General features: G+C 70.9%; 18 protein-coding genes and 1 tRNA gene. 14 read left to right on the top strand and 5 right to left on the bottom strand.

The features are described from left to right. Nucleotides 1-67: 67 nt before the first annotated feature. Nucleotides 68-1,531, top strand: a complete 1,464-nt coding sequence (locus tag L1280_RS15090; RefSeq protein ID WP_253583178.1) for a nitronate monooxygenase — start codon at nt 68-70, stop codon at nt 1,529-1,531. Between the two features lie 63 nt (nt 1,532-1,594). Here the strand turns inward: L1280_RS15090 and rimO are convergent, their stop codons facing one another. After that, the gene (gene rimO / locus L1280_RS15085; protein ID WP_253583176.1) at nt 1,595-3,100 is read right to left on the bottom strand and encodes a 30S ribosomal protein S12 methylthiotransferase RimO; all 1,506 of its coding nucleotides are present in this window, start codon (nt 3,098-3,100) and stop codon (nt 1,595-1,597) included. A 151-nt stretch (nt 3,101-3,251) separates the two neighbouring features. On the opposite strand from rimO, the gene minD reads away from it, so the two are divergent. The 4 genes from minD to L1280_RS15065 are packed head-to-tail and all read left to right on the top strand — an operon-like array spanning nt 3,252 to nt 6,165. Next, on the top strand, nt 3,252-4,052 hold the full coding sequence (gene minD, locus L1280_RS15080) for a septum site-determining protein MinD (RefSeq protein ID WP_253583175.1): 801 nt from the start codon (nt 3,252-3,254) through the stop codon (nt 4,050-4,052). A gap of 1 nt (nt 4,053) precedes the next feature. After that, nucleotides 4,054-4,317 carry a cell division topological specificity factor MinE gene (gene minE / locus L1280_RS15075; protein WP_253583174.1) on the top strand — a complete coding sequence of 88 codons (264 nt, stop codon included), beginning with the start codon at nt 4,054-4,056 and terminating at the stop codon, nt 4,315-4,317. Then, on the top strand, nt 4,314-5,168 hold the full coding sequence (locus tag L1280_RS15070) for an SDR family NAD(P)-dependent oxidoreductase (RefSeq protein ID WP_253583173.1): 855 nt from the start codon (nt 4,314-4,316) through the stop codon (nt 5,166-5,168). The genes minE and L1280_RS15070 overlap by 4 nt, the downstream gene beginning before the upstream one ends. 52 nt (nt 5,169-5,220) lie before the next feature. Further along, entirely contained in the window at nt 5,221-6,165 is a 945-nt protein-coding gene (locus L1280_RS15065) for an aldo/keto reductase family protein (RefSeq protein ID WP_253583171.1), read from the top strand. A gap of 48 nt (nt 6,166-6,213) precedes the next feature. Here L1280_RS15065 and L1280_RS15060 read toward each other — a convergent pair whose 3' ends face one another. Continuing rightward, nucleotides 6,214-7,902 carry a diguanylate cyclase domain-containing protein gene (locus tag L1280_RS15060; protein WP_253583169.1) on the bottom strand — a complete coding sequence of 563 codons (1,689 nt, stop codon included), beginning with the start codon at nt 7,900-7,902 and terminating at the stop codon, nt 6,214-6,216. A 122-nt stretch (nt 7,903-8,024) separates the two neighbouring features. Between L1280_RS15060 and L1280_RS15055 the strand changes: the two genes are divergently transcribed. Both L1280_RS15055 and L1280_RS15050 read left to right on the top strand, forming a co-directional pair. After that, entirely contained in the window at nt 8,025-8,984 is a 960-nt protein-coding gene (locus L1280_RS15055; protein WP_253583168.1) for an ABC transporter ATP-binding protein, read from the top strand. Then, complete coding sequence (locus L1280_RS15050) at nt 8,977-9,849, top strand: ABC transporter permease subunit (protein ID WP_253583167.1); 873 nt, start codon at nt 8,977-8,979, stop codon at nt 9,847-9,849. Before L1280_RS15055 ends, L1280_RS15050 begins: the two co-directional genes overlap by 8 nt. Before the next feature lie 54 nt (nt 9,850-9,903). On the opposite strand, the gene L1280_RS15045 is transcribed toward L1280_RS15050, so the two are convergent. Continuing rightward, nucleotides 9,904-10,362 carry a hypothetical protein gene (locus L1280_RS15045; RefSeq protein ID WP_253583165.1) on the bottom strand — a complete coding sequence of 153 codons (459 nt, stop codon included), beginning with the start codon at nt 10,360-10,362 and terminating at the stop codon, nt 9,904-9,906. A gap of 93 nt (nt 10,363-10,455) precedes the next feature. Between L1280_RS15045 and L1280_RS15040 the strand changes: the two genes are divergently transcribed. The 7 genes from L1280_RS15040 (at nt 10,456) to L1280_RS15010 (ending at nt 17,685) form a co-directional block, all read left to right on the top strand. Then, nucleotides 10,456-11,568, top strand: a complete 1,113-nt coding sequence (locus L1280_RS15040; RefSeq protein ID WP_253583164.1) for an XdhC family protein — start codon at nt 10,456-10,458, stop codon at nt 11,566-11,568. A 47-nt stretch (nt 11,569-11,615) separates the two neighbouring features. Beyond that, complete coding sequence (locus L1280_RS15035) at nt 11,616-12,002, top strand: YbaN family protein (RefSeq protein ID WP_253583162.1); 387 nt, start codon at nt 11,616-11,618, stop codon at nt 12,000-12,002. Then, entirely contained in the window at nt 11,999-12,979 is a 981-nt protein-coding gene (locus L1280_RS15030) for an alpha/beta fold hydrolase (RefSeq protein WP_253583161.1), read from the top strand. Before L1280_RS15035 ends, L1280_RS15030 begins: the two co-directional genes overlap by 4 nt. 9 nt (nt 12,980-12,988) lie before the next feature. After that, on the top strand, nt 12,989-13,987 hold the full coding sequence (locus L1280_RS15025; RefSeq protein WP_253583159.1) for a 4Fe-4S dicluster domain-containing protein: 999 nt from the start codon (nt 12,989-12,991) through the stop codon (nt 13,985-13,987). 149 nt (nt 13,988-14,136) lie between these two features. After that, on the top strand, nt 14,137-16,770 hold the full coding sequence (locus L1280_RS15020) for a DEAD/DEAH box helicase (protein WP_253583158.1): 2,634 nt from the start codon (nt 14,137-14,139) through the stop codon (nt 16,768-16,770). A gap of 62 nt (nt 16,771-16,832) precedes the next feature. Then, nucleotides 16,833-16,906: transfer RNA gene (locus L1280_RS15015), tRNA-Gln, on the top strand. A gap of 188 nt (nt 16,907-17,094) precedes the next feature. Next, nucleotides 17,095-17,685 carry a DUF4384 domain-containing protein gene (locus tag L1280_RS15010; RefSeq protein ID WP_253583157.1) on the top strand — a complete coding sequence of 197 codons (591 nt, stop codon included), beginning with the start codon at nt 17,095-17,097 and terminating at the stop codon, nt 17,683-17,685. A 42-nt stretch (nt 17,686-17,727) separates the two neighbouring features. Here the strand turns inward: L1280_RS15010 and L1280_RS15005 are convergent, their stop codons facing one another. Next, nucleotides 17,728-18,456 (bottom strand): acyl-CoA acyltransferase, encoded by a 729-nt coding sequence (locus L1280_RS15005; RefSeq protein WP_256488409.1) that lies wholly within the window; start codon nt 18,454-18,456, stop codon nt 17,728-17,730. Nucleotides 18,457-18,500: 44 nt separating this feature from the next. Further along, entirely contained in the window at nt 18,501-19,610 is a 1,110-nt protein-coding gene (gene menC / locus L1280_RS15000) for an o-succinylbenzoate synthase (protein ID WP_253583154.1), read from the bottom strand. Nucleotides 19,611-19,778 lie beyond the last annotated feature (168 nt).

Raw genomic sequence — 19,778 nt, 5'->3', positions numbered from 1 at the left:
TGCATCCGGTGCAGAGTGGGGCTGAGATTCTGCCCCGCCTTTGCCCTTTCTCTCCCCGGAGATTCCTATGACGACTCTGCCTGTTGCCTCTCCCACCCCTTCCCCGCAGCCTCCTCCCGCCCTTCCCCGCATCATCCAGGGGGGCATGGGGGTCGCCATCTCCAACTGGGAACTCGCGCGGGCGGTGTCGCGCACTGGGCAGCTCGGCGTGGTGTCGGGCACCGGGATCGACAACCTGCTCGTGCGTCGCCTTCAGGACGGCGATCCCGGTGGGCACACCCGGCGGGCGCTGGCGCACTTTCCCGACCAGGCGTGGGCGCAAAAGGCCATCGACAAGTACTTTCTGGAGGGCGGCCGTCCCCCCGGCAAGGGCTACGCCCGCGTGCCGCTGCCCACCCTCCGCAACCAGCAGCCCGCCTGGGAACTCGCCATCCTGGGCAGCTTCGCGGAGGTCTGGTTGGCCCGTGAGGGGCACGGCAACCCGGTCGGCCTGAACCTCCTGACCAAGCTGCACCTGCACACCATGCCTGCCCTGTACGGGGCGATGCTCGCGGGGGTGGACACCGTGATCATGGGCGCCGGGATTCCCCGCGAGATTCCGGGGGTGCTGGACGCCTTCGCGCAGGGCCAGCCCGGTTCCTTCCGGGTGGACGTAAAGGGCGACGGCCCCTCGCCCAGCGTGCCCCTCTCGCTCGACCCCGCCGACTACGGCTTCGGGGGCCTCAGCCTGAAGCGCCCGAACTTCTATCCGATCATCTCCTCGCACGTGCTCGCCGGGGTGCTGACCCGCAAGGCGACCGGGAGCATCCAGGGCTTCGTGATCGAGGGGCCGACCGCCGGGGGCCACAACGCCCCGCCGCGCGGTCAGGTCACCTACGACGAGTCCGGGCAGCCGGTCTACGGCGAACGTGACCTCGCGGACCTCGCGGAGATGCGCAAGATCGGCCTCCCGTTCTGGCTGGCGGGGGGCAGCGGCTCGCCCGAGGGGCTGCAACGGGCGCTCGCGGAAGGGGCGGCGGGCGTGCAGGTGGGCACCCTCTTCCAGTACTGCCGGGAAAGCGGCTTGCGCGATGACGCCCGGCAGACTTCGCTGGCCGCCGCCCGCGCGGGGCAGGCCGCCGTGTACACCGATCCGCTGGCCTCGCCCACCGGGTTTCCCTTCAAGGTGGTGCGGCTGCCCGGCACGCTCTCCGAGCCGGAGGAGTACGCCGCCCGCATGCGTATCTGCGACATAGGCTACCTGCGCGAAGCGTATTGGGAGGGCGAGAAGGTCGGCCTCCGCTGCGCCGCCGAACCCGTCGCCGACTATGTCCGCAAAGGCGGCAAGCCCGAGGAAACCGTGGGCCGCAAGTGCCTGTGCAACGCGCTGATGGCCGACGCGGGCTACGCCCAGATTCAGAAGGGGGGACAGGTCGAACAACCCCTGCTGACCAGCGGTGACGACCTCGTGAAGCTCGGCGGGTGGACGCCGGGGTACACGGCCCAGGATGTCATTCGCTACCTGCTGGGGGGGGGGAGTCCGCAAGGCTGAGCGGAGGACCAAGAGAGAAGGGCGGCCAGAAGCTCTCTGCGCCGCCCTCCTGTCTTGTCGCCCTCAGTGCTTCCCGAAGTGCCCCAGTTGCGGCACGTTGGGCTTCCACTCCGGCCGCGCCACCACCTCGCCGTAGAGGTCGTACTCGTCACTGTCCTCAATCCGGGCCTGCACGATGTCCCCGATCTTGACCTGCCCAGCGAAGTCGCCCGCATACAGGTACACCTGCCCGTCGATGCCGGGGGCGTCGCCCTTGGTGCGGCCGATCAGGCGGGTGCCGGGGAGATCGCCCTCGTCGTCGTTGAACTCGTCCACGATGACGTCCATCACGCGGCCCACCTTCTCGGCGAGCTTCTCGGCGCTGATGCGCTGCGCGACCTCCATGAAGCGGGCGAGGCGCTCCTGCTTGATCTCCTCGGGCACAGGGTTGGGCAGCCCGTTCGCGTCCGCCTCCTCCACGTCGGAGTAGGGGAAGGCCCCTACGCGGTCGAGCCGCGCGTCTTCCAGGAAGGTCAGCAGCTCCTGGAAATCCTCCTCCGTCTCGCCGGGAAAGCCCACGATGAAGGTCGAGCGGATCACGAGATCGGGGCAGATCTCCCGCCAGCGCCGGATGGTGTCGAGCTGTTTGCCCGCGCCGGGCCGCCGCATCAGCCTCAGGATCTTGGGCGAGGCGTGCTGAAGGGGCACGTCGAGGTAGGGGAGAATTTTGCCCTGCGCCATCAGCTCCACGATCTTCTCCACGTGGGGGTACGGGTAGACGTAGTGCATCCGCACCCAGGCGCCCATCTCCCCCAGTTTCACAGCGAGGTCGGTGAGGTGCGCCCGCACCTGACCCCCCTGGAACTCGCTCTCGCGGTAGCGCACGTCCACCCCGTAGGCGGAGGTGTCCTGCGAGATGATCATCAGTTCCTTGGTGCCGCCTGCAACCAGCCGGAAGGCCTCGTACAGCACGGCGCCCGCGTCGCGGCTGACCTGCCGCCCGCGCAGCTTGGGGATGATGCAAAAGGCGCAAGTGTGGTTGCACCCTTCCGCGATCTTCACGTAAGCGTAGTGCCGGGGCGTCAGCTTGACCGAGGGGGCGAACACGTCGCCGTGACGGGTGGCCTCGCGCTCGGGCGTCTGCACCTCAGGCCGCATCCCCGGCGCGGCAACCGGCAGCAGCCCGGTGAAGGCGTCGGTCTCGACGGGCAGCAGCTCGCGCACGTAGCCCATCACGTCGTCGACCGCCTCGGAGCCGGTGATCGCGGCGACCTTGGGGTGGCGCTCCAGAATCTTCTCGGGGCGCTCGCCCAGGCACCCGGTCACGATGACCTTGCCGGTGGCGTCGAGCGCCTCACCGATGGCCGAGAGCGATTCCTCGACCGCAGGCGTGATAAAGCCGCAGGTGTTCACGATGACGGCCTGCGCGTCCTCGTAACTGGGGGCAACCTCATAGCCCTCGGCACGGAGCTGGGTCAGGATGCGCTCGGAATCCACCAGCGCCTTGGGGCAGCCCAGCGAGATGAAACCGACCTTCGGCGGCGTGATTTGGGGGGCTGCCACGGGGGGCAGCGGGTTGAGTACGGTCATCGGGGTTCCTCCACGCGCATGCGCCGCTGCGTGGGAAGCACGCCGGGCGCGAGACTCGACCGGCCAGTGTACAGGGCCGTCTCCCCGGAAGGTAGGGCGGACGTCACACCGCCGGGCACGCAGGAGCAGAGTTGATACACTCGGCCCCAGCATGAACGCCAAGGTCATCGTCGTCACATCGGGCAAGGGGGGCGTGGGCAAAACCACCACCACCGCGAACATCGGGGCGGCCCTCGCCAAACTGGGAGAGAAGGTCGTCGTCATTGACGTGGACGTGGGTCTGCGCAACCTCGACGTGGTGATGGGCTTAGAGTCCCGCGTGGTCTTCGACCTCGTGGACGTGCTGGAGGGCAAGTGCCGCCTCTCGCAGGCGATCATCCGCGACAAGCGCGTCGAGTCGCTGCACCTCCTCCCCGCCTCCCAGACCCGCGACAAGGACGCGCTGGACCCCGAGGTGTTCAAGGGTGTGGTGCGGCAACTCATCGAGGAGGAGGGCTTTACCCGCGTCCTGATCGACTCGCCCGCCGGAATCGAGTCGGGCTTCAAGACCGCCGCCGCGCCCGCCGAGGGGGCATTGGTCGTCGTGAACCCCGAAGTCTCCAGCGTCCGTGACGCCGACCGCATCATCGGGCTGCTCGAAGCCCAGCAGGTCCGTGAGATTCGCCTCGTCATCAACCGCCTGCGCCCCAAGATGGTCGCCAGCGGCAACATGCTCTCGGAGGCCGACGTGCTGGAGATCCTGGGCGTCAAGCCCATCGGGATCATCCCGGAGGACGACGGCATTCTGGTCAGCACCAACGTGGGTGAGCCCGCCGTGCTGGGCAAGTCGGCGGCGGGGCAGGCCTTTATGGACACGGCCCGGCGCCTGAAGGGGGAGGACGTGCCCTATCCCAAGCTGGAGCAGGACCGGGGCTTCCTGGCGGTGCTGCGCCGCCTGTTCGGGGGGGCCTGAGATGTTTTCCTGGATGAAGGGCCGCCGCTCCAAGGAGACGCTGAAAGACCGCCTGGAACTCGTGCTGGCCTACGACCGCGCCCAGATTCCCCCCGGCAAGGTGGACGCGCTGCGCCATGACCTGCTGGAAGTGGTCAAGCGCTACTTCCCGGCGGGCAACAGCAACGTGGAAGTCGAGCAGCGCGGCGATCAGGTCGTGCTGTCGGCCAGCATCTCCCTGGAAGAGGGCGCCGGAAGCACCGGGGACACGCGGCGCGAGGGGTGACCCGGCCGCTGGCGGGCCAGGTGGCGCTCGTCACCGGCGCGTCACGCGGGTTGGGCCGGGCCACGGCGCTGGAACTCGCCTCGGTGGGCGCCCACGTCATCGTCACCGCCCGCAGCACGCGCGGGCACAGCACGGTGCCGAACCTGCCGCAGACCACCGTGGACGACACCGCCGACGCCATCCGCGCGGCAGGCGGTGGGGCCACTCCGCTGAGATGTGACCACACCGACCCCGCGCAGGTGGAGTCGGTGGTTCGCCACATCGCGGGGCAGCACGGACGGCTCGACCTCCTCGTCAACAACGCCTGGGGCGCCCATGACCGCGCGGCGGGAGGTGGCGCGGTCGGTGAGGTCTGGGACGAGCCGCCGGAGCAACTGCGCGACATGTTGCTGGCGGGGGCGTACAGCGATTCCCTGACCAGCCTGCTCGCGCTGAAATACGTCATGGGCACCCAGGGTCACGGCCTGATCGTCTCCACGACCTGGCACACCGACGAACCGCCCGGCTGGCTGCCCTACGAGGTGAGCAAAGCGGCGAAAAACCGCCTCGTGTATGCGCTGGGGCACAAGCTGCAGGGTAAGGGCATCGCGGTGGTCGGCGTTGCGCCGGGCTGGATGCGGACTGAGTTGATGCTCCAGCACCACAGCGAGGCCGAACTTGCCGGGCAGACCGAGACGCCCCACTACGCGGCGCGGGGGGTGGTGGCCCTCGCCGCCGACCCGGAGGTGGGGCGGCACACCGGCCGGATTCTGGACGTGGGCGAACTCGCGGATCTCTACGGCTTCACCGACCTCGACGGCACGCGGCCGCAGTGGTACGCGGACCAGCGGCGGCGCCGGGAGTCTTCTTAACCGCGTCCCCATTTTGGGGTGGCGCTCCGCTTTACTCGGTAAAGTACCGGGCATGGAATACCGCAACCTCGGCAGAAGTGGCCTCAAGGTCTCCGAAGTCTCGCTGGGCGGCTGGGTCACCTTCGGGCACTCGGTCCACGACGAGACGATGGTGCGCGACATCGTGATGAAGGCCTACGAGGAAGGCGTGAACTTCTTCGATCAGGCTGACGTGTACGCGCGGGGCCGCTCCGAAGAGCTGATGGGCGCCGTGCTGCGCGAGTTGCCCCGGCACACGCTGGTGATCTCGTCCAAGGTCTACTGGCCCATGAGCGATGACGTGAACGACCGCGGGCTGTCGCGCAAGCACATCCTGCACTCCATCGACGGCAGCCTGAAGCGCCTCGGCACCGACCACCTCGACATCTACTTCGCCCACCGCTACGACGAGAACGTGCCGATGGATGAAATCGTGATGGCCTTTGACCAGGTCATCCGCGACGGCAAGGCCCTGTACTGGGGCACCTCGATGTGGCCCGCCGCCCGCATCGCGGAAGCGGTGGAGTTCGCCAAGGCCCACGGCCTGCACGCGCCTGTCACCGAGCAGCCCGAGTACTCCATGCTGCGCCGCGAGCGGGTGGAAGGCGAGATTCTGCCCTACACGGCGAAGGCGGGCGTCGGGCTGGTCGTCTGGAGCCCGCTGGCGATGGGCCTGCTGACCGGCAAGTACGACGAGGGCCGTCCCGAGGGCGCCCGCCTCACCGACAACGAGAACTGGGGCAAGAATTTCCTGACCGACGAGAACGTCCAGAAGGTGCGCGACCTGAAGCCCATCGCGGACGACCTCGGCCTGACGCGGGCACAGCTCGCGCTGGCGTGGATTCTGCGCCAGCCGGGGGTCAGCAGCGTGATCACCGGGGCGACCAAGGTCGGTCAGATCGAGGACACCGTGAAGGCGGCGGGCGTGCGGCTCACGGAGGACGTCGTCACGCGCATCGACGAGATTCTGAACCGCTGAGTTCTCGGCCCGGCCCCGGCTTCCCCGTGAGGGGGGCCGGGGCCTCTTTTACGCCAGAACAGGTGGCGCCGGGCAGACTCGGTTGCGCCCGGCGCGTTTGGCCTGGTACTGGAACTCGTCGGCCTGCTCGGTGGCCGCGCCGACATCCGTCTCGGCGGGCGTGGGGGCGAAGGCGTACCCGGCGCTAACGGTGAGGCGCAGGCCGCGCGGCAGGGTGGGCCAGTCGTACTCCGCGACCGCCCGGCGCAGGCCCTCGACCGTCGCGTAGGCCCGCGCGGGGTCGGCCTCCGGCAGCAGCAGCAGGAACTCCTCGCCGCCCCAGCGCACCAGCAGGCTGTCTGGGGGGGCAGTGTCGCTCAGTCGCCCGGCGACGGCCCGCAGCGCCTCGTCCCCGACGGCGTGCGAATGGCGGTCGTTGACCCCCTTGAAGTCGTCGATGTCCAGCAGGGCGACGAGCAGCGGCCCGCTGCCCCCAGGCAGGGTGAGCAGGCGGTCGTGCAGGCCCCGGCGGTTGAGCAGGCCGGTCAGCACGTCGTGCCGGGCCTGTTCCTCGGCGCGGCGCACGCTCTCCTGCCAGTCACGGGCCTGGGCGCGGGCCTGCCGCAGTTCGCGAAAGAGGTCGTCGTGGCGCTGCTCGATGGCCGCCAGCCGCTCCAGGGTGGCGTCGGCCTCCGCGAGCGCCTCGCGGGTGGCGGCAAGGGCCGAGCCGAGGTCGCCGCCGCGCTCGTGCAGTTCCGCGATGGCCCGCAGCAGGAACTGGATATCGCGGTGGCGTCCCTGCTCGCGGGCGATGGCAAGTGCCTCGCGGTAATACCCGTGTGCGGCGCTGAGCTGCCCCCTGGCGGCCTGCACCTCCGCCATCGCCAGCAGCGCGTCGAGGTAGGAGCGCTGCCCGGCCTCGTGGTGGTGGCGCATGGCGGCCTGGGCGTGGGCCAGGGCGCGGTCCAGGTGGCCTTCCAGCACGCACAGCCGCGCGGTGTGGGCCTCCACGATCAGGGCCATGATGCGTGAGGGCGCCCGTGTCAGGGCCTCCCAGGTCGCCGCCAGGGCGGCCCAGGCCCGCCCACGGGCTTCGGCCCCGGCATCTGCGCGGCCCCGCGCGTGGGCACGGCGGGCCAGGCCCAGGTAGGTCGCGGCGCGGTTCTCGTGGAGGTAGGGTTCGACCGCCTGCCGCTCGTCGGCAGAGCAGGTGCCCAGCAGTTCCTCCAGCAGGTTGAGCTGGTGCAGCGCCTCGGGGGCGCGGCCCGCCAGATGCTCCAGAAAGGCGAGGTTGACGTGGCTATTGGCCAGGTCGAGCCGGTCCCCCGAGCGCCGGGCGAGGTCCTGGGCTTCCAGGAAGTCACGCCGGGCACCCGCCAGGTCCCCCGCTGTGAGCCGCACGATGGCCCGCCCGTTGTGAACCCGCGAGCGCAGGTCGTCGAGGCCGTGACTGCGGGCCAGATCGAGGGCCAGCGCGAGGTGGTCAAAGGCGGGCTCGTGCAGGCCCTGGCTTTCTTCGATGGAGGCCAGGACCGACAGGGTATCCACGACCAGCGCGGCGTCGTCCAGCGGCAGGGCGGTGTCCAGGGCGGCCTGTGCCAGCCGCCGGGCCGTGTCCAGCGTGTGCTCGCGGTAATGCCGCGCGAGGGCGAGCAGCGCGGCGGCCCGCGCGTGGGCGTCTCCCGCTCTCTCCAGCGCGGCACGGAGCGGGGCGGGTGCGTCCGGCAGCGCGGGGAGGCGGGCAGGAGACGGTTGCATGTGGAGTATTTTGCCCCACCGGTTCTGTCCAGACCGTCACACCGTGGTCACACCCTTCGGGGGGGAGCCGCGGGGGGAGTCCTCCTTCTTTCGGCGCACGCTTGGGCGTGGAGCGCACGCCTATGCTGGGAGCTGTGAGCGCCATCGAAACGCGGGAACTGCGCAAGGTCTACCGGGGCCGGGCGGTCGTGGACGGCCTGAACCTGACCGTGGGGGAGGGCGAGGTCTTCGGCTTTCTCGGCCCCAACGGGGCGGGCAAGAGCACCACCGTCAAGATGCTGCTGGGGCTGGTGCGGCCCAGCGGGGGCGAGGTCCGCGTGCTGGGCGGCTCCCCCGACGACCCCGGCGTGCGGGCGCGGCTGGGCTTCCTGCCCGAGCAGTTCCGCTTTCAGACCTGGATGACCGGCGAGGAGTTTCTGAACTTCCACGGGCGGCTCGCGGGCATGGCGGCGGCGGACGTGCGGACGCGGGTGCCGGAGGTTCTGGCGCGGGTGGGCCTCGCCGGGCGCGGGCGGGAGACGCTGGGGGGCTACTCCAAGGGGATGCTTCAGCGGGCGGGGCTGGCAGCGGCGATCCTGGCGCGGCCCCGGCTGGTCTTTCTGGACGAGCCGACCTCGGCCCTCGACCCCATCGGGCGGGTGGAGGTGCGCGAGATTATCGAGGCGTTGCGCGGTGAGGGGGTGGCCGTCTTCCTGAACTCGCACCTGCTGGCAGAGGTCGAGCAGGTCTGCGACCGGGTCGCCTTCGTCAAGGCCGGGCGGGTGCTGCGCCAGGGCACCATGCGCGAGCTGATGGGCGGGGTGATTCCGGTGGAGGTGGTGGTGGACACCCTCGGCCCCGACTTGCGCTCGGCGCTAGGGCGGCTGGGCGAGGTCCGGCATGTGGACGCGAACGTCCCCGGCCGCGTTGCCCTGGAACTGTGGGTGGAGCGTGAGGACACCCTGCCCGTCCTCGCGGACGCCATCCACGGGCACGGGGCGCGGCTGTATGCCCTGAACCCCCGCCGCCCCGACCTGGAGACGATGTTCCTCGAACTGATCGAGGGGCCGTCTCCCGCCGCGCCGGAGGTGGCCCGTGCGTAACGCCCTGTTGATCGCCGAACTCTCGCTGCGCGAGGCGGTGCGCAAGCGGCTGGTGGTCGTGCTGCTGCTGCTGACCGCCGCCTTTGTCGGCTTTTACCTGTACGGCGTGTGGCGGCTGGAGGGCACCCTCGACCAGCGGGCCATCGACGCGGGGTTAGAGGGACGCTCGACGACGGGCGCGGCCAATATCCCGATCATGTACGCGGCGCTGTTCGGGATGTACCTCGTGTTCTTCCTGGGGTCGCTGATGGCGGTGCTCTCCACGGTGGGGGCGGTCAGCGCCGACGTGGAAAACGGCGTGATGCAGTCGGTGCTGGCCCGGCCCATTCGCCGCGCCGAACTGGTGGCGGGGCGCTGGCTGGGGTTCACGGTGGTCAACGTGGGCTACGTGGCCCTGGTCAGCGCGGTGCTGCTGGGCGGCATCTCGGTCCTGACGGGCTTCGTGCCGCCGGAGGCCCTGCCCGCCGTGGGGCTGATCCTGCTCGCCATCACGCTGCTGACCGCGCTGACCGTGCTGGGCAGCACGCTCTTCACCACGCTCGCCAACGGGATCGGTGTCTTCGTGCTGTACGGGGCGGGCTTCGCGGGCGGCATCCTGACGGCCATCGGCTCCTTTTCGGACAGCCCCACCCTGGGCACGCTGGGGCGGGCGGCGTCCATCCTGATGCCCACCAACTCGCTGTGGCTGGGCGCGACCTACCACCTTCAGCCCGAGGTGTTGCGGCAACTGGGCGAGGCCGCGCAGGGGGCCAATCCCCTGTTCAGCACCACGCCTATTCCCACGGGCATGGTGCTGTGGGCCGCCGCCTACGCGGTGCTGGCGGTCGTGCTGGCGATGTGGCGCTTCAGTCGGCGTGACCTGTAGCGGTCCACAGGAAAGCCGCCCACTTTCCGAGCGTGGGCGGCTTCCCTATCGGCTTCAGGACGAGCGGGAGGACTCGTCCGGCCGGGGCATCGCGTCGGGGATGGTGGGTTCCACCGTGCCCGCGCGGTCGGTGGTGAAGTCGGGGCGGTTGTCGGGACCGGACCCCGCCGCGCCGTCCGTGGGGCTGGGGTTGCTGGAGTCAGGGGTGGATATTCCCTCGGTGGGCACCCGGCCCCCTTCCTCGCCTCCCTCCTGGGCCGAGAGTTCCGCGATCAGGCGTTCGCGGGCGCTGATCTCCTCGTCGACCCGGCGCAGGTCGTCCTGAATCCCGGCGAGGATGGCGGCGTCCGCCCCAGCGTGGTAGGCGCGGCCCAAGCGGGCATACAGGGTGTCGAGTTCGCGGGTCAGGCCGAAGACTTCCATCCGCAGCCGCGCCGTCTGAGCCACCTCCTCGCCCCGGCGCTGCACCCGCTCGGCGCCCCGGCGAACCGTGTCGAAGATGTTGTCGAGCATGGCTCCATTCTCCCCCGCGCCGGGTGGGACGGGTGAGGGGAGGGTCAGCCGGACTTGTCTGTCGTCCCCCGCGCGGGCCACACTGGGGGCACCGTGAATGCCGCTGAAACCCGCCTGCTGCTGGGGGCGCTGGACGCCGCCCTGGCCCGTGGGCAGGGCGCCGCCCTCGCCACCGTGGTCGGCGTGCAGGGGAGCGCCTACCGCCGCGAGGGGACGCGGATGCTGGTGCTGGAGGGTGGCGAACAGGTCTGCATGCTCTCGGGCGGGTGCCTGGAGGCGGAGGTCGTGGAGGTGGCGCTGGGGGTGATCGCCACGGCTGAGCCTGCCCTGACCCACTACGACCTCTCGGAAGACGCCACCTGGGGCCTGGGCATCGGCTGCGGGGGCAGCGTGGACGTGCGGGTGGAGCGGGTGGACCCGGCCGACCCGGTGACCGCCGGGTGGCTCGCCGCGCTGCGGGAGGGCCGGGCGGCGGCGCTGGCCGTGCCGCTGTCGGGAGCCGGGCGCGTGCTCGTCCTGCCGGATGGGGGAGAGGTGGGCCGCCTGCCCGACCCCGAGCTGCACGCCTGGGCGGTGGGGGCGGCCCGCGAGCGCCTCTCGGCCCGCGAACCTCGCGCCGCGACCCTGACCGCGCCGGACGGCACCCCGGTCTTCCTCGACGTGAACAGCCCCCCGCCCGAACTCGTGATCTACGGAGCGGGACACGACGCCGTGCCGCTGGCGACGCAGGCGCACGCGCTGGGCTACGCGGTGCAGGTCGTGGACCCCCGGCCCGCCTTCCTCACACCGGGACGTTTTCCGGGCGCGATCCTGCACGACCTCGCCCCGGAGGAGTTGGGCCGATTCACGCCGGGCGAGCGGGCGCACCTGATCGTGATGAACCACCACCTCGACCGCGACCGGGCCTGCCTCGCGCACGCGCTGCGCTCCGGGGCCGGGTATGTGGGCGTGCTGGGGCCGCGCTCGCGGGCCGAGGACCTGTTGCGGGAGCTGGAGGCCGAAGGCATCATCTTCACCCCCGATCAACTCGCCCGGTTGCGCTCGCCCGTGGGCCTGCGTCTGGGCGCCGAGGCCCCGGAGGAAGTGGCCCTGAGCATCCTGGGCGAGCTGATGGCGTGGCGGCGCGGCTACGACGGGGGCTTTCTGAGCGGGCACGCCGGGCGGATTCACGACGCGCCCATGCACGCGGCGGCCCCCCGAACCTGAACGGAGGCCACAACCGCTCCCGGCCGCTTTGCCCTACCCTGTCCGCCATGACGCCTCCGCCCGCCTCCCCGGTCCGGCCCCTGTGGGTGGCGCTGGGCTTCGTGCTGACGGGCCTGGGCTTCTTGGGGCTGCTGCTGCCGGGGTTGCCGGGCACGGTCTGGTTCATCCTGGCCGCCGCCTGCTTCGCCCGTGGCAACCCCAAGTGGGAGGCGTGGCTGCTCTCGCGGCCGGTGGTGGGTGACCTCGTACGAGACTACCGCGAGGGCCGGGGCATGCCGCTGCGGGCCAAGTGGATCGCCTGCACCTGCATCACGCTGGCGGTGGGGTTCAGCCTCACCCGGATTCCGGTCGTGGCCGGGCAGGTGGCGTGGGCGCTGGTGGGGCTGGCGGGCATCCTGTACATCACCCTGCGCGTCCCCACCCGGCGGGCATGAGGAGGCGCTGGCTCTGGGTGGGCGGGCTCGCGCTGGGAGCGGTTCTCACCGCCCTGCGAATCCGCCACCACGAGCGGCGCTATCCCCCGCGTGGGCGGGTGCTGGACCTCGCGGACGGCCCGACCCACATCATCGAGGGCGGCTCGCCGGGCGCCCCCCCCGTCGTCCTGATTCACGGCAGCGACGGGGTGGCACTCGACTGGCCGGTGTCGCCGCTGTGGAACGCGCTGGCCCCCCATGCCCGGCTGATCGCCCCCGACCGCCCCGGCCACGGCCATACGCCCGCCCGCCCCGGCACGCCCGTGACCGTGGAAGTCAATGTGCGGCGGCTCGCGGCGGTGCTGGACGCGCTGGAGGTGCGTCAGCCCGTGCTGTTGCTGGGCCACTCCTACGGGGCGGCGGTGGCGCTGGCGTTTGCCGCCCAGTTCCCGGAGCGGGTGCGCGGCCTGGTGCTGGTGTCGCCCACGGCGTACCCAGTGCCTGGCCTGACCCGGCCCCTCGCCTACGTGCCGCTGGTGCCCGTGCTGGAGACGCTCCTCACACGGGTGCTGCTGCTGCCTCTTGGCCGGGCGGTGGCGTGGCTGGAGGGAGGCCGGGCCTTCCACCCCGCCCCCATCCCCCCCGAGTGGCACGCGATGATGCTCGCCTTTTCCCGGCGCCGGGGGCAGGTGCACGCGCTTGCCTGGGAGAACCGGACGCTGGCGCAGGAACTCGGGGGGCTGGAGCCGGGGTATTCGGAGTTGCACGTCCCTGCCGCCGTCCTTGCCGGGGCGCACGACCGCCTGACCCCGGCCGAGTCGCACGCCGTCCCCCTCGCAGCCGCGTTGCCACAGGCTCGGCTGCACCTCTTCCCCGACGGCGGCCACCAGCTTCACTGGACCCACCCGGCCGAGGTTGTGCGGGCGGTGGCAGACGTGCTGGCCGAGGCCCCCGCAAGCGCGACCCCTGCCCCACTTGTCCCGGTGCCCCGCCGCTAGACTCCCCGCATGTTGAGCGGGGTGCTGGAGCGGTTGGGCGAGTACGGCGATCAGGTGCCGCGCTACACGCCCCCACGTTGCCTGCTGGATCGGCAGGCGGTGGGCGGCTGCGACGCCTGCCACGTCACCTGTCCGCACGGGGCGATCGCACTGGAAGGGCACCGCATCGCCATTGACCCCGCCCTCTGCACGGGCTGCGGCCTGTGCGTACAGGTCTGTCCCTCGGGAGCACTGGAGTACGACCTCACTCCGCCTCTCCAGAGCGTGCGCGACGGTGGGCAGGGGGTGGACGGCGAGGCCACCCTCACCTGTTCGCAGAGCGGGGCGGGCGGTCCGGCGCTGACCTGCCTGGGGCGCGTCACCCCCGCCGTGGTCGCCGCCGCCGGAGCCTGGGGGACGCCCCTGACCCTGCTGCACGGCGACTGCGCGGGCTGCCCGGTGGGAGCGCCCGATGTGCCGGAGCGCCTGACCCGCGTGCTGGGGGAAGCCCAAGTCCTCCGCGCTCCCACCGGACGCCCCGCCCAGGTGACCGTTCGCCCCGCAACCCCCGACGACCGCGACCGGGCGGGCCGGGTCAGCCGCCGGGGGGCCTTCGCCACCCTTTTCCGGGCGGGGCGGCAGCAGGTCGTGGGGCTGCTCCCCGAGCGCCCGCTGCCCTTCGTGGACTGGAGCCAGCCGCAGGAGCGCGTGCCGGAGGAATGGCGCTGGCGGCGGCGTTCGCTGGTGCCCGCCCCGGCCCCCGATGTGCCTGTGATGTGGCCTGCCCCACTGGTGGACGAGAAGTGCATCGACTGCCCGGTCTGCTCCAACGTCTGCCCGACCGAGGCGATCACCCGCGAGTTCAAGCCCGAGGGCGGCGCCCGCCTGCTCCTCGACCTCGCCGCCTGCACGGGCTGCATGGCCTGCGTGCGCTCCTGCCCGCCGGACGCGATGCACCCCCAGCGCGAGTGGCTTCCGGCCGCATTTGACGCGCCGCTGCTGATCCGGGACAGCGACAGCGTGATGTAGGTGGAAGTTGCGAGTGGCGGTGGAAAAGGCTATTGGTGCCAGAGCATCGGCCTCAGCAAAAGCTCTCCCACTTCCCACTGACACTCCCCATCCTCCACCGTGACCCTCGTCCCCGCGCCCCTTTCGCGCTCCCGCCTACACTGGGAGCCGTGTTTGCTGCCCGCTCCCCCTACGCCCGACTGGAGGGGTTCTTGCGCGACATCCTGGGGGGCGGCGCGGCGCTGCTGCATCAGGAGGACCCCGCCCCCGCCCGCACGGTGGGGGCCACCGACCTCGGCTGGTCCCCCGCCGTGCAGCGCGGTTTCGGCTTCCCGGAGGTCTACAGCCATCAGGCCGAGACGTACCGCCGGATGCGGGATGGCGAGCACGTCATTCTGACGACGCCGACCGCGAGTGGCAAAACGGGCGCTTTTTTCCCAGCCGTTTTTGAGCGGCTGGAGCGTGATTCGGGGGCGACGGCCCTCTTCGTCTATCCCCTGGTGGCGCTGGGGCAGGACCAGCGCGACAAGCTGGCGGCCTTCCGCGAGCGCGGCGGCTTCGGGTGGGACATCGCCGCCTTTCAGGGCACCGCGCAGCCCGGCGAGGTTTTCCGCGACGACGTGCGGATGGTCACGGCCACGCCCGACAAGCTGCACTGGTCGCTGACCCACCCCCGCGTGCGCGACTTCCTGCGGCGGCTCTCCTTCCTCGTGCTGGACGAAGCGCACACCTACCGGGGCGGCTTCGGGTCGGAGGTCGCCGGGATGCTGCGGCGGCTGCTGGGACTGGCGCGGGCGCTGGGGGCCAACCCGCAGGTCGTCCTCTCCACCGCCACCATCGGCAACCCCGCCGAGTTCGCCCGCGAGCTGGTGGGTGTGGAGGCCACCCAGGTCAGCGAGTCGGGAGCCGCCCGGCACGGCAAGCGCTACTACCTTGCGGACCACCGGGGGCAGCCCCGGCGGTTCTGGGACGCGGTGATCAGTGCCAGTGTGCAGCGCAATCTCAAGGTGCTCGCCTTTTTCCGGGGCCGCTCGCGGGCGGCGCGGCTGTATTCCACCTACCGGGCGCAGCCGCTGAACCGCTCGCACGTCCACCTCTACATGGCGGGCACCTCCGACCGCGAGGGCCGCCTCACCGAGTTCCGCCGCGCGAAAAGTGGGGTGATGTTCGCCACCAACGCGCTGGAGGCGGGGGTGGACATCGGGGACCTGGAGGTCGTCATCATCGACGGCTACCCCGGCTCGCGGATGGCCTTTCGGCAGATGGCGGGGCGGGCGGGGCGGATCGCGCCGGGCCTCGTGCTGTACCTCCCCGCGCTGAACGAGCAGGGGGTGCCGCAGCCGGTGGACGCGTTCTATTCCAACGCCGAGAACTTCCGCGAACTCGTAACCGGCCCCATCGAAAAAGCGGTCGTGGAGGCCGAAAATCCCTACCTCGCGCCCCGCCATCGTGCCCGCGCGAACGAGGAATGCCGAGCGGCGGGGCTTCCGGCGGACCTCGCGCCGGGGCCGCGCTACTGGAACCTGCGGGGGGAGGGGAGTGCCAAGTTTGCGGTGATCGAGGAAACCGACTGGGCGCAGAAAGGCCCCCGCGCCTTCGACACGCCGCTGGAGTCCCCCAGCCAGCACTACGCCCTGACCGAGAAGCACGAGGGGGCGGTGTTCACCCTCGACGGCCAGGGCTACAAGGTCACCCGCTGGGAGGCGCACCCCGCCGGAACCGCGATTCTGGTGCAGCGCTTCGACGCGGCCAACCTCTTTACGCGCGGGCTGTACGCCATCGAGGTCAGCCCGGTCAAGATGGGCGAGTGGGTGCGCCGGGGGCCGCTCGCGTACCGGCACGGCGAGGTGGTCATCCGGCGGCGCTACGCGGGCTACATGATGATGCGGCAGGTCTTCGAGCGCGTCTGCACCGGCTGCGACCGGGTGCCCGACCCCACCGAGCGGGTGTGCCGCGCCTGCGGAGGCCGTATTCAGGACCGCATGCAGGACCACAAGCTCTCCGAACACCTCTACGACGAGCCGCTGGAACTGCCCCCCTTTCGCACCTCGGCCCTGGAGGTCGGCGTGGATGCCCGCGCCACCGAGAAGCCCACGGCGGTCGCCCACACCCTCAAGCACCTGCTGCAAAAGGTCACGCCCGAGCGCGTCGCCTGCGACGAGAACGATCTCGCGGGAGCCTTCCGGCAGGACCGCGACAACTACTTCTTCCTGTACGACGACTGGGTGGGGGGCCTGGGCGTCAGCCGCCGAGCCTTCGAAAGTCTGGAGGACCTGTTGCGGCGCTCACTCGACCTCGCCGCCAAGACCTGCTGCAAGGAGGCGCACGGCTGCTACGAGTGCATCGCCGTGAGCCGCTGCTACAGCCCCTTTCTCGCCAGCGGCGAGCGGCGGCCCACCGACAAACCCGCCACCCGCGCCTTTTTAGAAGCCCTGCTGGGCGTCGAGCGGGCACCCCAGCCCGAACCCGACGCGGCCACCCTGCCCGAGGTGCCCGATCTGCCCCCCTCGTGGCCGCTGCAAGCCCGTGAACTCCTCGACCTGCACGGCCTCTCGTTGCCGGAAGTCAGCGCCCGTCTCGGCATCCCCAGCCGCGAGTTGCAGCGGGCGGTCAGCACCACCGAGCCGCTGCGCTTGCGGCACGTCAAGTTCGGGGAGGGCGTCTTCCTGCAAGGCTTCCACGCCGGGGACCGCCGCGAGGTGCTCGTCTATTTCCCCGGCGTGGGCCAGAAACGGCTGCTGCTGAAGTTCGCGGGGCTGACGGTGGTGGAGAAGGCCGCGCCCGCCGCCGCGCCGGGCGGTTGACCCTCCGCGCGGGACGTGGCTATACTCCACTGCGCCCCACGTACGGGGCCGCGCTGCCCAATAGGGATATGGTGTAATGGCAGCACAACAGATTTTGGATCTGTTTGTCTAGGTTCGAATCCTAGTATCCCTGCCACAAGAGCCGCCTCCGGGCGGCTTTTTGCTGTTCCGCCCGGCTCCATGAGGTCCAAAGGCGACCTTCCTCACGTTCAGTCAGCCAGCGTTCACGCCGCGTCAGGCGGGCGGGCCTACGCTGGCCCCAGCAGACCGGAAAGCCAGCGGCAGGCCGCAGTCGGCGCCCGGCTTTCGCTGCAAGGAGACGCCATGAAGAAGCCCGCCTTGATCCTCGCCCTGACCGCTTCCGTGTTCTCCAGCCTCGCCCTGCCCGCGCAGGCCGCCCCCAAGCTCAGCACCCAGAGCATCATCGTCAACCCGGTGCCCACCACGCTGGAGGGCCGCGTCTGGGTGGACCGCGACACCAGTGGCACCCGCACGCCGACCTACCGCATCGGCGACCGCATCCAGCTCTCGGTCAGCGTGAACGAGAACGCCTACGTCTACCTGTTCTGCCTCAGCCCCGACGGCAGCGTGGACCAGATTTTCCCCAACCGGTTGGGCGGCGGCAACTACGTCCGCAAGGGCGAGGTCCGCAGCTTCCCGTCGGCGGGCGACAACTTCGTCTTCAACGTCGGCGGCCCCGCCGGGCTGAACAAGGTGCTGCTGATCGCCAGCCGCCGCCAGCTCAACCTTTCCGAACTCAGCACCTTCAGCGCGGGCGACGCCTTCGCCACCGTCAAGCCTCAGGGCAGCCAGCAGCTCGCGCAGGCCCTGAGCATCGTGGTCAATCCGGTCACTCAGCCCATTCCCCAGCAGGACTGGATCAGCGACATCGCCTTTTTCAACGCCGTGCGCTGAGGACTCTTGACTTGAAATGGGCATCCTGCGGGGTGCCCGTTTTCACTTGGTCAGGACGTAGAAGGCCCGCTCGCCCTCCCGCGCGAGATCGGTGACCGTGTAACCGCGCTCCAGATAGGTCCCCAGCGCCGCCCGCAACGCGAGCCGCCAGGCCAGCCGCGTTTCCGCTGGCAGATGCTCGGCGTGGGGGGAGACTTCCGCGAGGAGGCGTGGGGAGGTGGCGTCCAGACGGGGCGGATGAGGAACGTCGCCGTCTCCCTCCAGCACGGCCTCCCCCTCCGGTCCGGGGGAGGGCCGCTCGGCATGAGGCCGGGTCAGGTCCCACTCCACCATCAGGCGGTCGGCGGGAAAGGCCGTCTCCCGCGCTTCCCCCAGCGCATACCAGTCTGGGTGATAACTCACCGCCCGCGCTCCCAGCTTTCCCAGGTTCAGGCGGGCATTGCGGGTCACGAGGGGATCGAAGGTCCAGGTCATTCGCGTCAGGCCCTGCGCCAGCACCCGCTCCCGCTGCGCGTGCTTGAGCGCAACGGCGGCACCGCTCCCACGCCAGTCGGGCTGGACCGCGAGGAGGTGCGAGTGGTGCCAGACTTCGCCGCCCCGCAGCGCCGGGAATCCATAAGCCAGGCCGAAGGGCGTCTCCGAGTTGTCCTCCGGGTACGCGCCCAGCACCACCGCCCCCGTGTGCGCCCCGATGCGGAACATGGTCGCGGGGAGCACCTCGCGGTCGGCGTAGCCCCAGGCCGCCACCTGCACGTCCTCCAGCGCCCGCATCGCCCAGGGGTCGGTCACGTCCCGGACCACGAAGGCCCGCCCCGTCAAGCCCGCCACTCCTCGTGCAATTCGGCCCGCGTCGCCACGAAGTCGCGGTTGAGCGTCACCCCGATGCCGGGTCCGGCGGGCACTGGCATCAGCCCATCGGTGGCTTCCAGCGCCTCGTTCACCACGTCCGTCTCCCAATAGCGGCTGGCAGAGCTGGTGTCGCCCGGCAGCGCGAAGTTCGGCAGCGTCGAGAGGTGGATGTTGTGCGCCCGCCCCACGCCGCTTTCCAGCATCCCGCCGCACCACACGGGGGCGCCGAAGCTCGCCGCCACGTCATGCACTCGCCGCGCCTCGGCGTGCCCGCCCACCCGCGCGACCTTCACGTTGATGACCCGCCCGGCCCCCAGCGCCAGCCCCTTGCGGGCGTCGGCGGCGCTCGCCACGCTCTCGTCGAGGCAGAGGGGTGTGCGCAACCGCCGCTGCAACTCGGCGTGGTCCACGAGGTCGTCCCAGGCGAGCGGCTGCTCGATATAGGTCAGGTCGTAGGCGTCCAGCGCGGCCATCCGCCCGGAGTCGGCCAGCGTGTAGGCGCTGTTGGCATCCACCGTCAGGCGGATGTCGGGGAAGGCTTCCCGCACCGCTCTCACCGGCTGCACGTCCCAGCCCGGCTTCACCTTCAGCTTGATGCGGCGGTACCCCTGCTCCACATGCCGCCGCACGATGTCCACCGTCGCTGCCTCGTCCGGCTGGATGCCCAGGCTCACGCCGACCTCCACTTCCGTCTTCGTGCCGCCCAGCAGGGTGCCCAGCGGCACGCCCAGCGTCCGCGCCCACAGGTCCCAGCCTGCCATCTCCACCATCGCGCGGGCCATGCGGTTGCCCCGGAAGGGTCCTAACGCCGCTTCCAGCGCCTGCGGGTTGGCGAAAGTCCGGCCCAGCACGCGGGGGAGGAAGACCTCGCGCAGCAGTGCCAGTGCCCCCGAAATCGTCTCCTCCCGGTACATCGGCGCGGGTTCCATCGTCCCCTCGCTCAGCCCCGACACCCCCTCGCCGTGCAGCGTCAGCAGCGGCACCAGCTTCTCGGTCTGCACCCCGAAGCTGGTCTCGAACCGGAACTTCAGGGGCAGACGCACCAGCGTGATTTCGGCGGCCTCGATTGTGAACATGCCCAAGTATGCCCACCCAGCCGCTGGTTTTGGGATATCCCCCGAACTCGGGCGGGGGGTGTTGACAGACGCTGGGGTGGGGTGTATCTTTTCTGAGCCTCAAGCGAGGCGGGCAGCATGACAGGCGAAGAAGAGCGAGAGCAGGGCCTTCCGACAGGAGGGTACGAG

The sequence above is a fragment of the Deinococcus sp. HSC-46F16 genome, from assembly GCF_024171495.1.
GTDB lineage: Bacteria > Deinococcota > Deinococci > Deinococcales > Deinococcaceae > Deinococcus.
The sequence above is the reverse complement of the archived record's forward strand: the minus strand, read 5'-3'. Positions and strand labels throughout refer to the sequence as shown.

Excerpts from the sequence above, each read along its gene's own strand:
- L1280_RS15090 (WP_253583178.1), top strand. The coding sequence starts at position 68 with ATGACGACTCTGCCTGTTGCCTCTCCCACCCCTTCCCCGCAGCCTCCT.
- L1280_RS15045 (WP_253583165.1), bottom strand. The coding sequence starts at position 10,362 with ATGCTCGACAACATCTTCGACACGGTTCGCCGGGGCGCCGAGCGGGTG.
- L1280_RS15065 (WP_253583171.1), top strand. The coding sequence starts at position 5,221 with ATGGAATACCGCAACCTCGGCAGAAGTGGCCTCAAGGTCTCCGAAGTC.
- L1280_RS15025 (WP_253583159.1), top strand. The coding sequence starts at position 12,989 with ATGTTGAGCGGGGTGCTGGAGCGGTTGGGCGAGTACGGCGATCAGGTG.
- minD (WP_253583175.1), top strand. The coding sequence starts at position 3,252 with ATGAACGCCAAGGTCATCGTCGTCACATCGGGCAAGGGGGGCGTGGGC.
- L1280_RS15030 (WP_253583161.1), top strand. The coding sequence starts at position 11,999 with ATGAGGAGGCGCTGGCTCTGGGTGGGCGGGCTCGCGCTGGGAGCGGTT.
- L1280_RS15005 (WP_256488409.1), bottom strand. The coding sequence starts at position 18,456 with ATGCGGGCGCTGGAGGACGTGCAGGTGGCGGCCTGGGGCTACGCCGAC.
- L1280_RS15010 (WP_253583157.1), top strand. The coding sequence starts at position 17,095 with ATGAAGAAGCCCGCCTTGATCCTCGCCCTGACCGCTTCCGTGTTCTCC.
- L1280_RS15060 (WP_253583169.1), bottom strand. The coding sequence starts at position 7,902 with ATGCAACCGTCTCCTGCCCGCCTCCCCGCGCTGCCGGACGCACCCGCC.
- menC (WP_253583154.1), bottom strand. The coding sequence starts at position 19,610 with ATGTTCACAATCGAGGCCGCCGAAATCACGCTGGTGCGTCTGCCCCTG.
- minE (WP_253583174.1), top strand. The coding sequence starts at position 4,054 with ATGTTTTCCTGGATGAAGGGCCGCCGCTCCAAGGAGACGCTGAAAGAC.
- L1280_RS15035 (WP_253583162.1), top strand. The coding sequence starts at position 11,616 with ATGACGCCTCCGCCCGCCTCCCCGGTCCGGCCCCTGTGGGTGGCGCTG.
- L1280_RS15055 (WP_253583168.1), top strand. The coding sequence starts at position 8,025 with ATGCTGGGAGCTGTGAGCGCCATCGAAACGCGGGAACTGCGCAAGGTC.
- rimO (WP_253583176.1), bottom strand. The coding sequence starts at position 3,100 with ATGACCGTACTCAACCCGCTGCCCCCCGTGGCAGCCCCCCAAATCACG.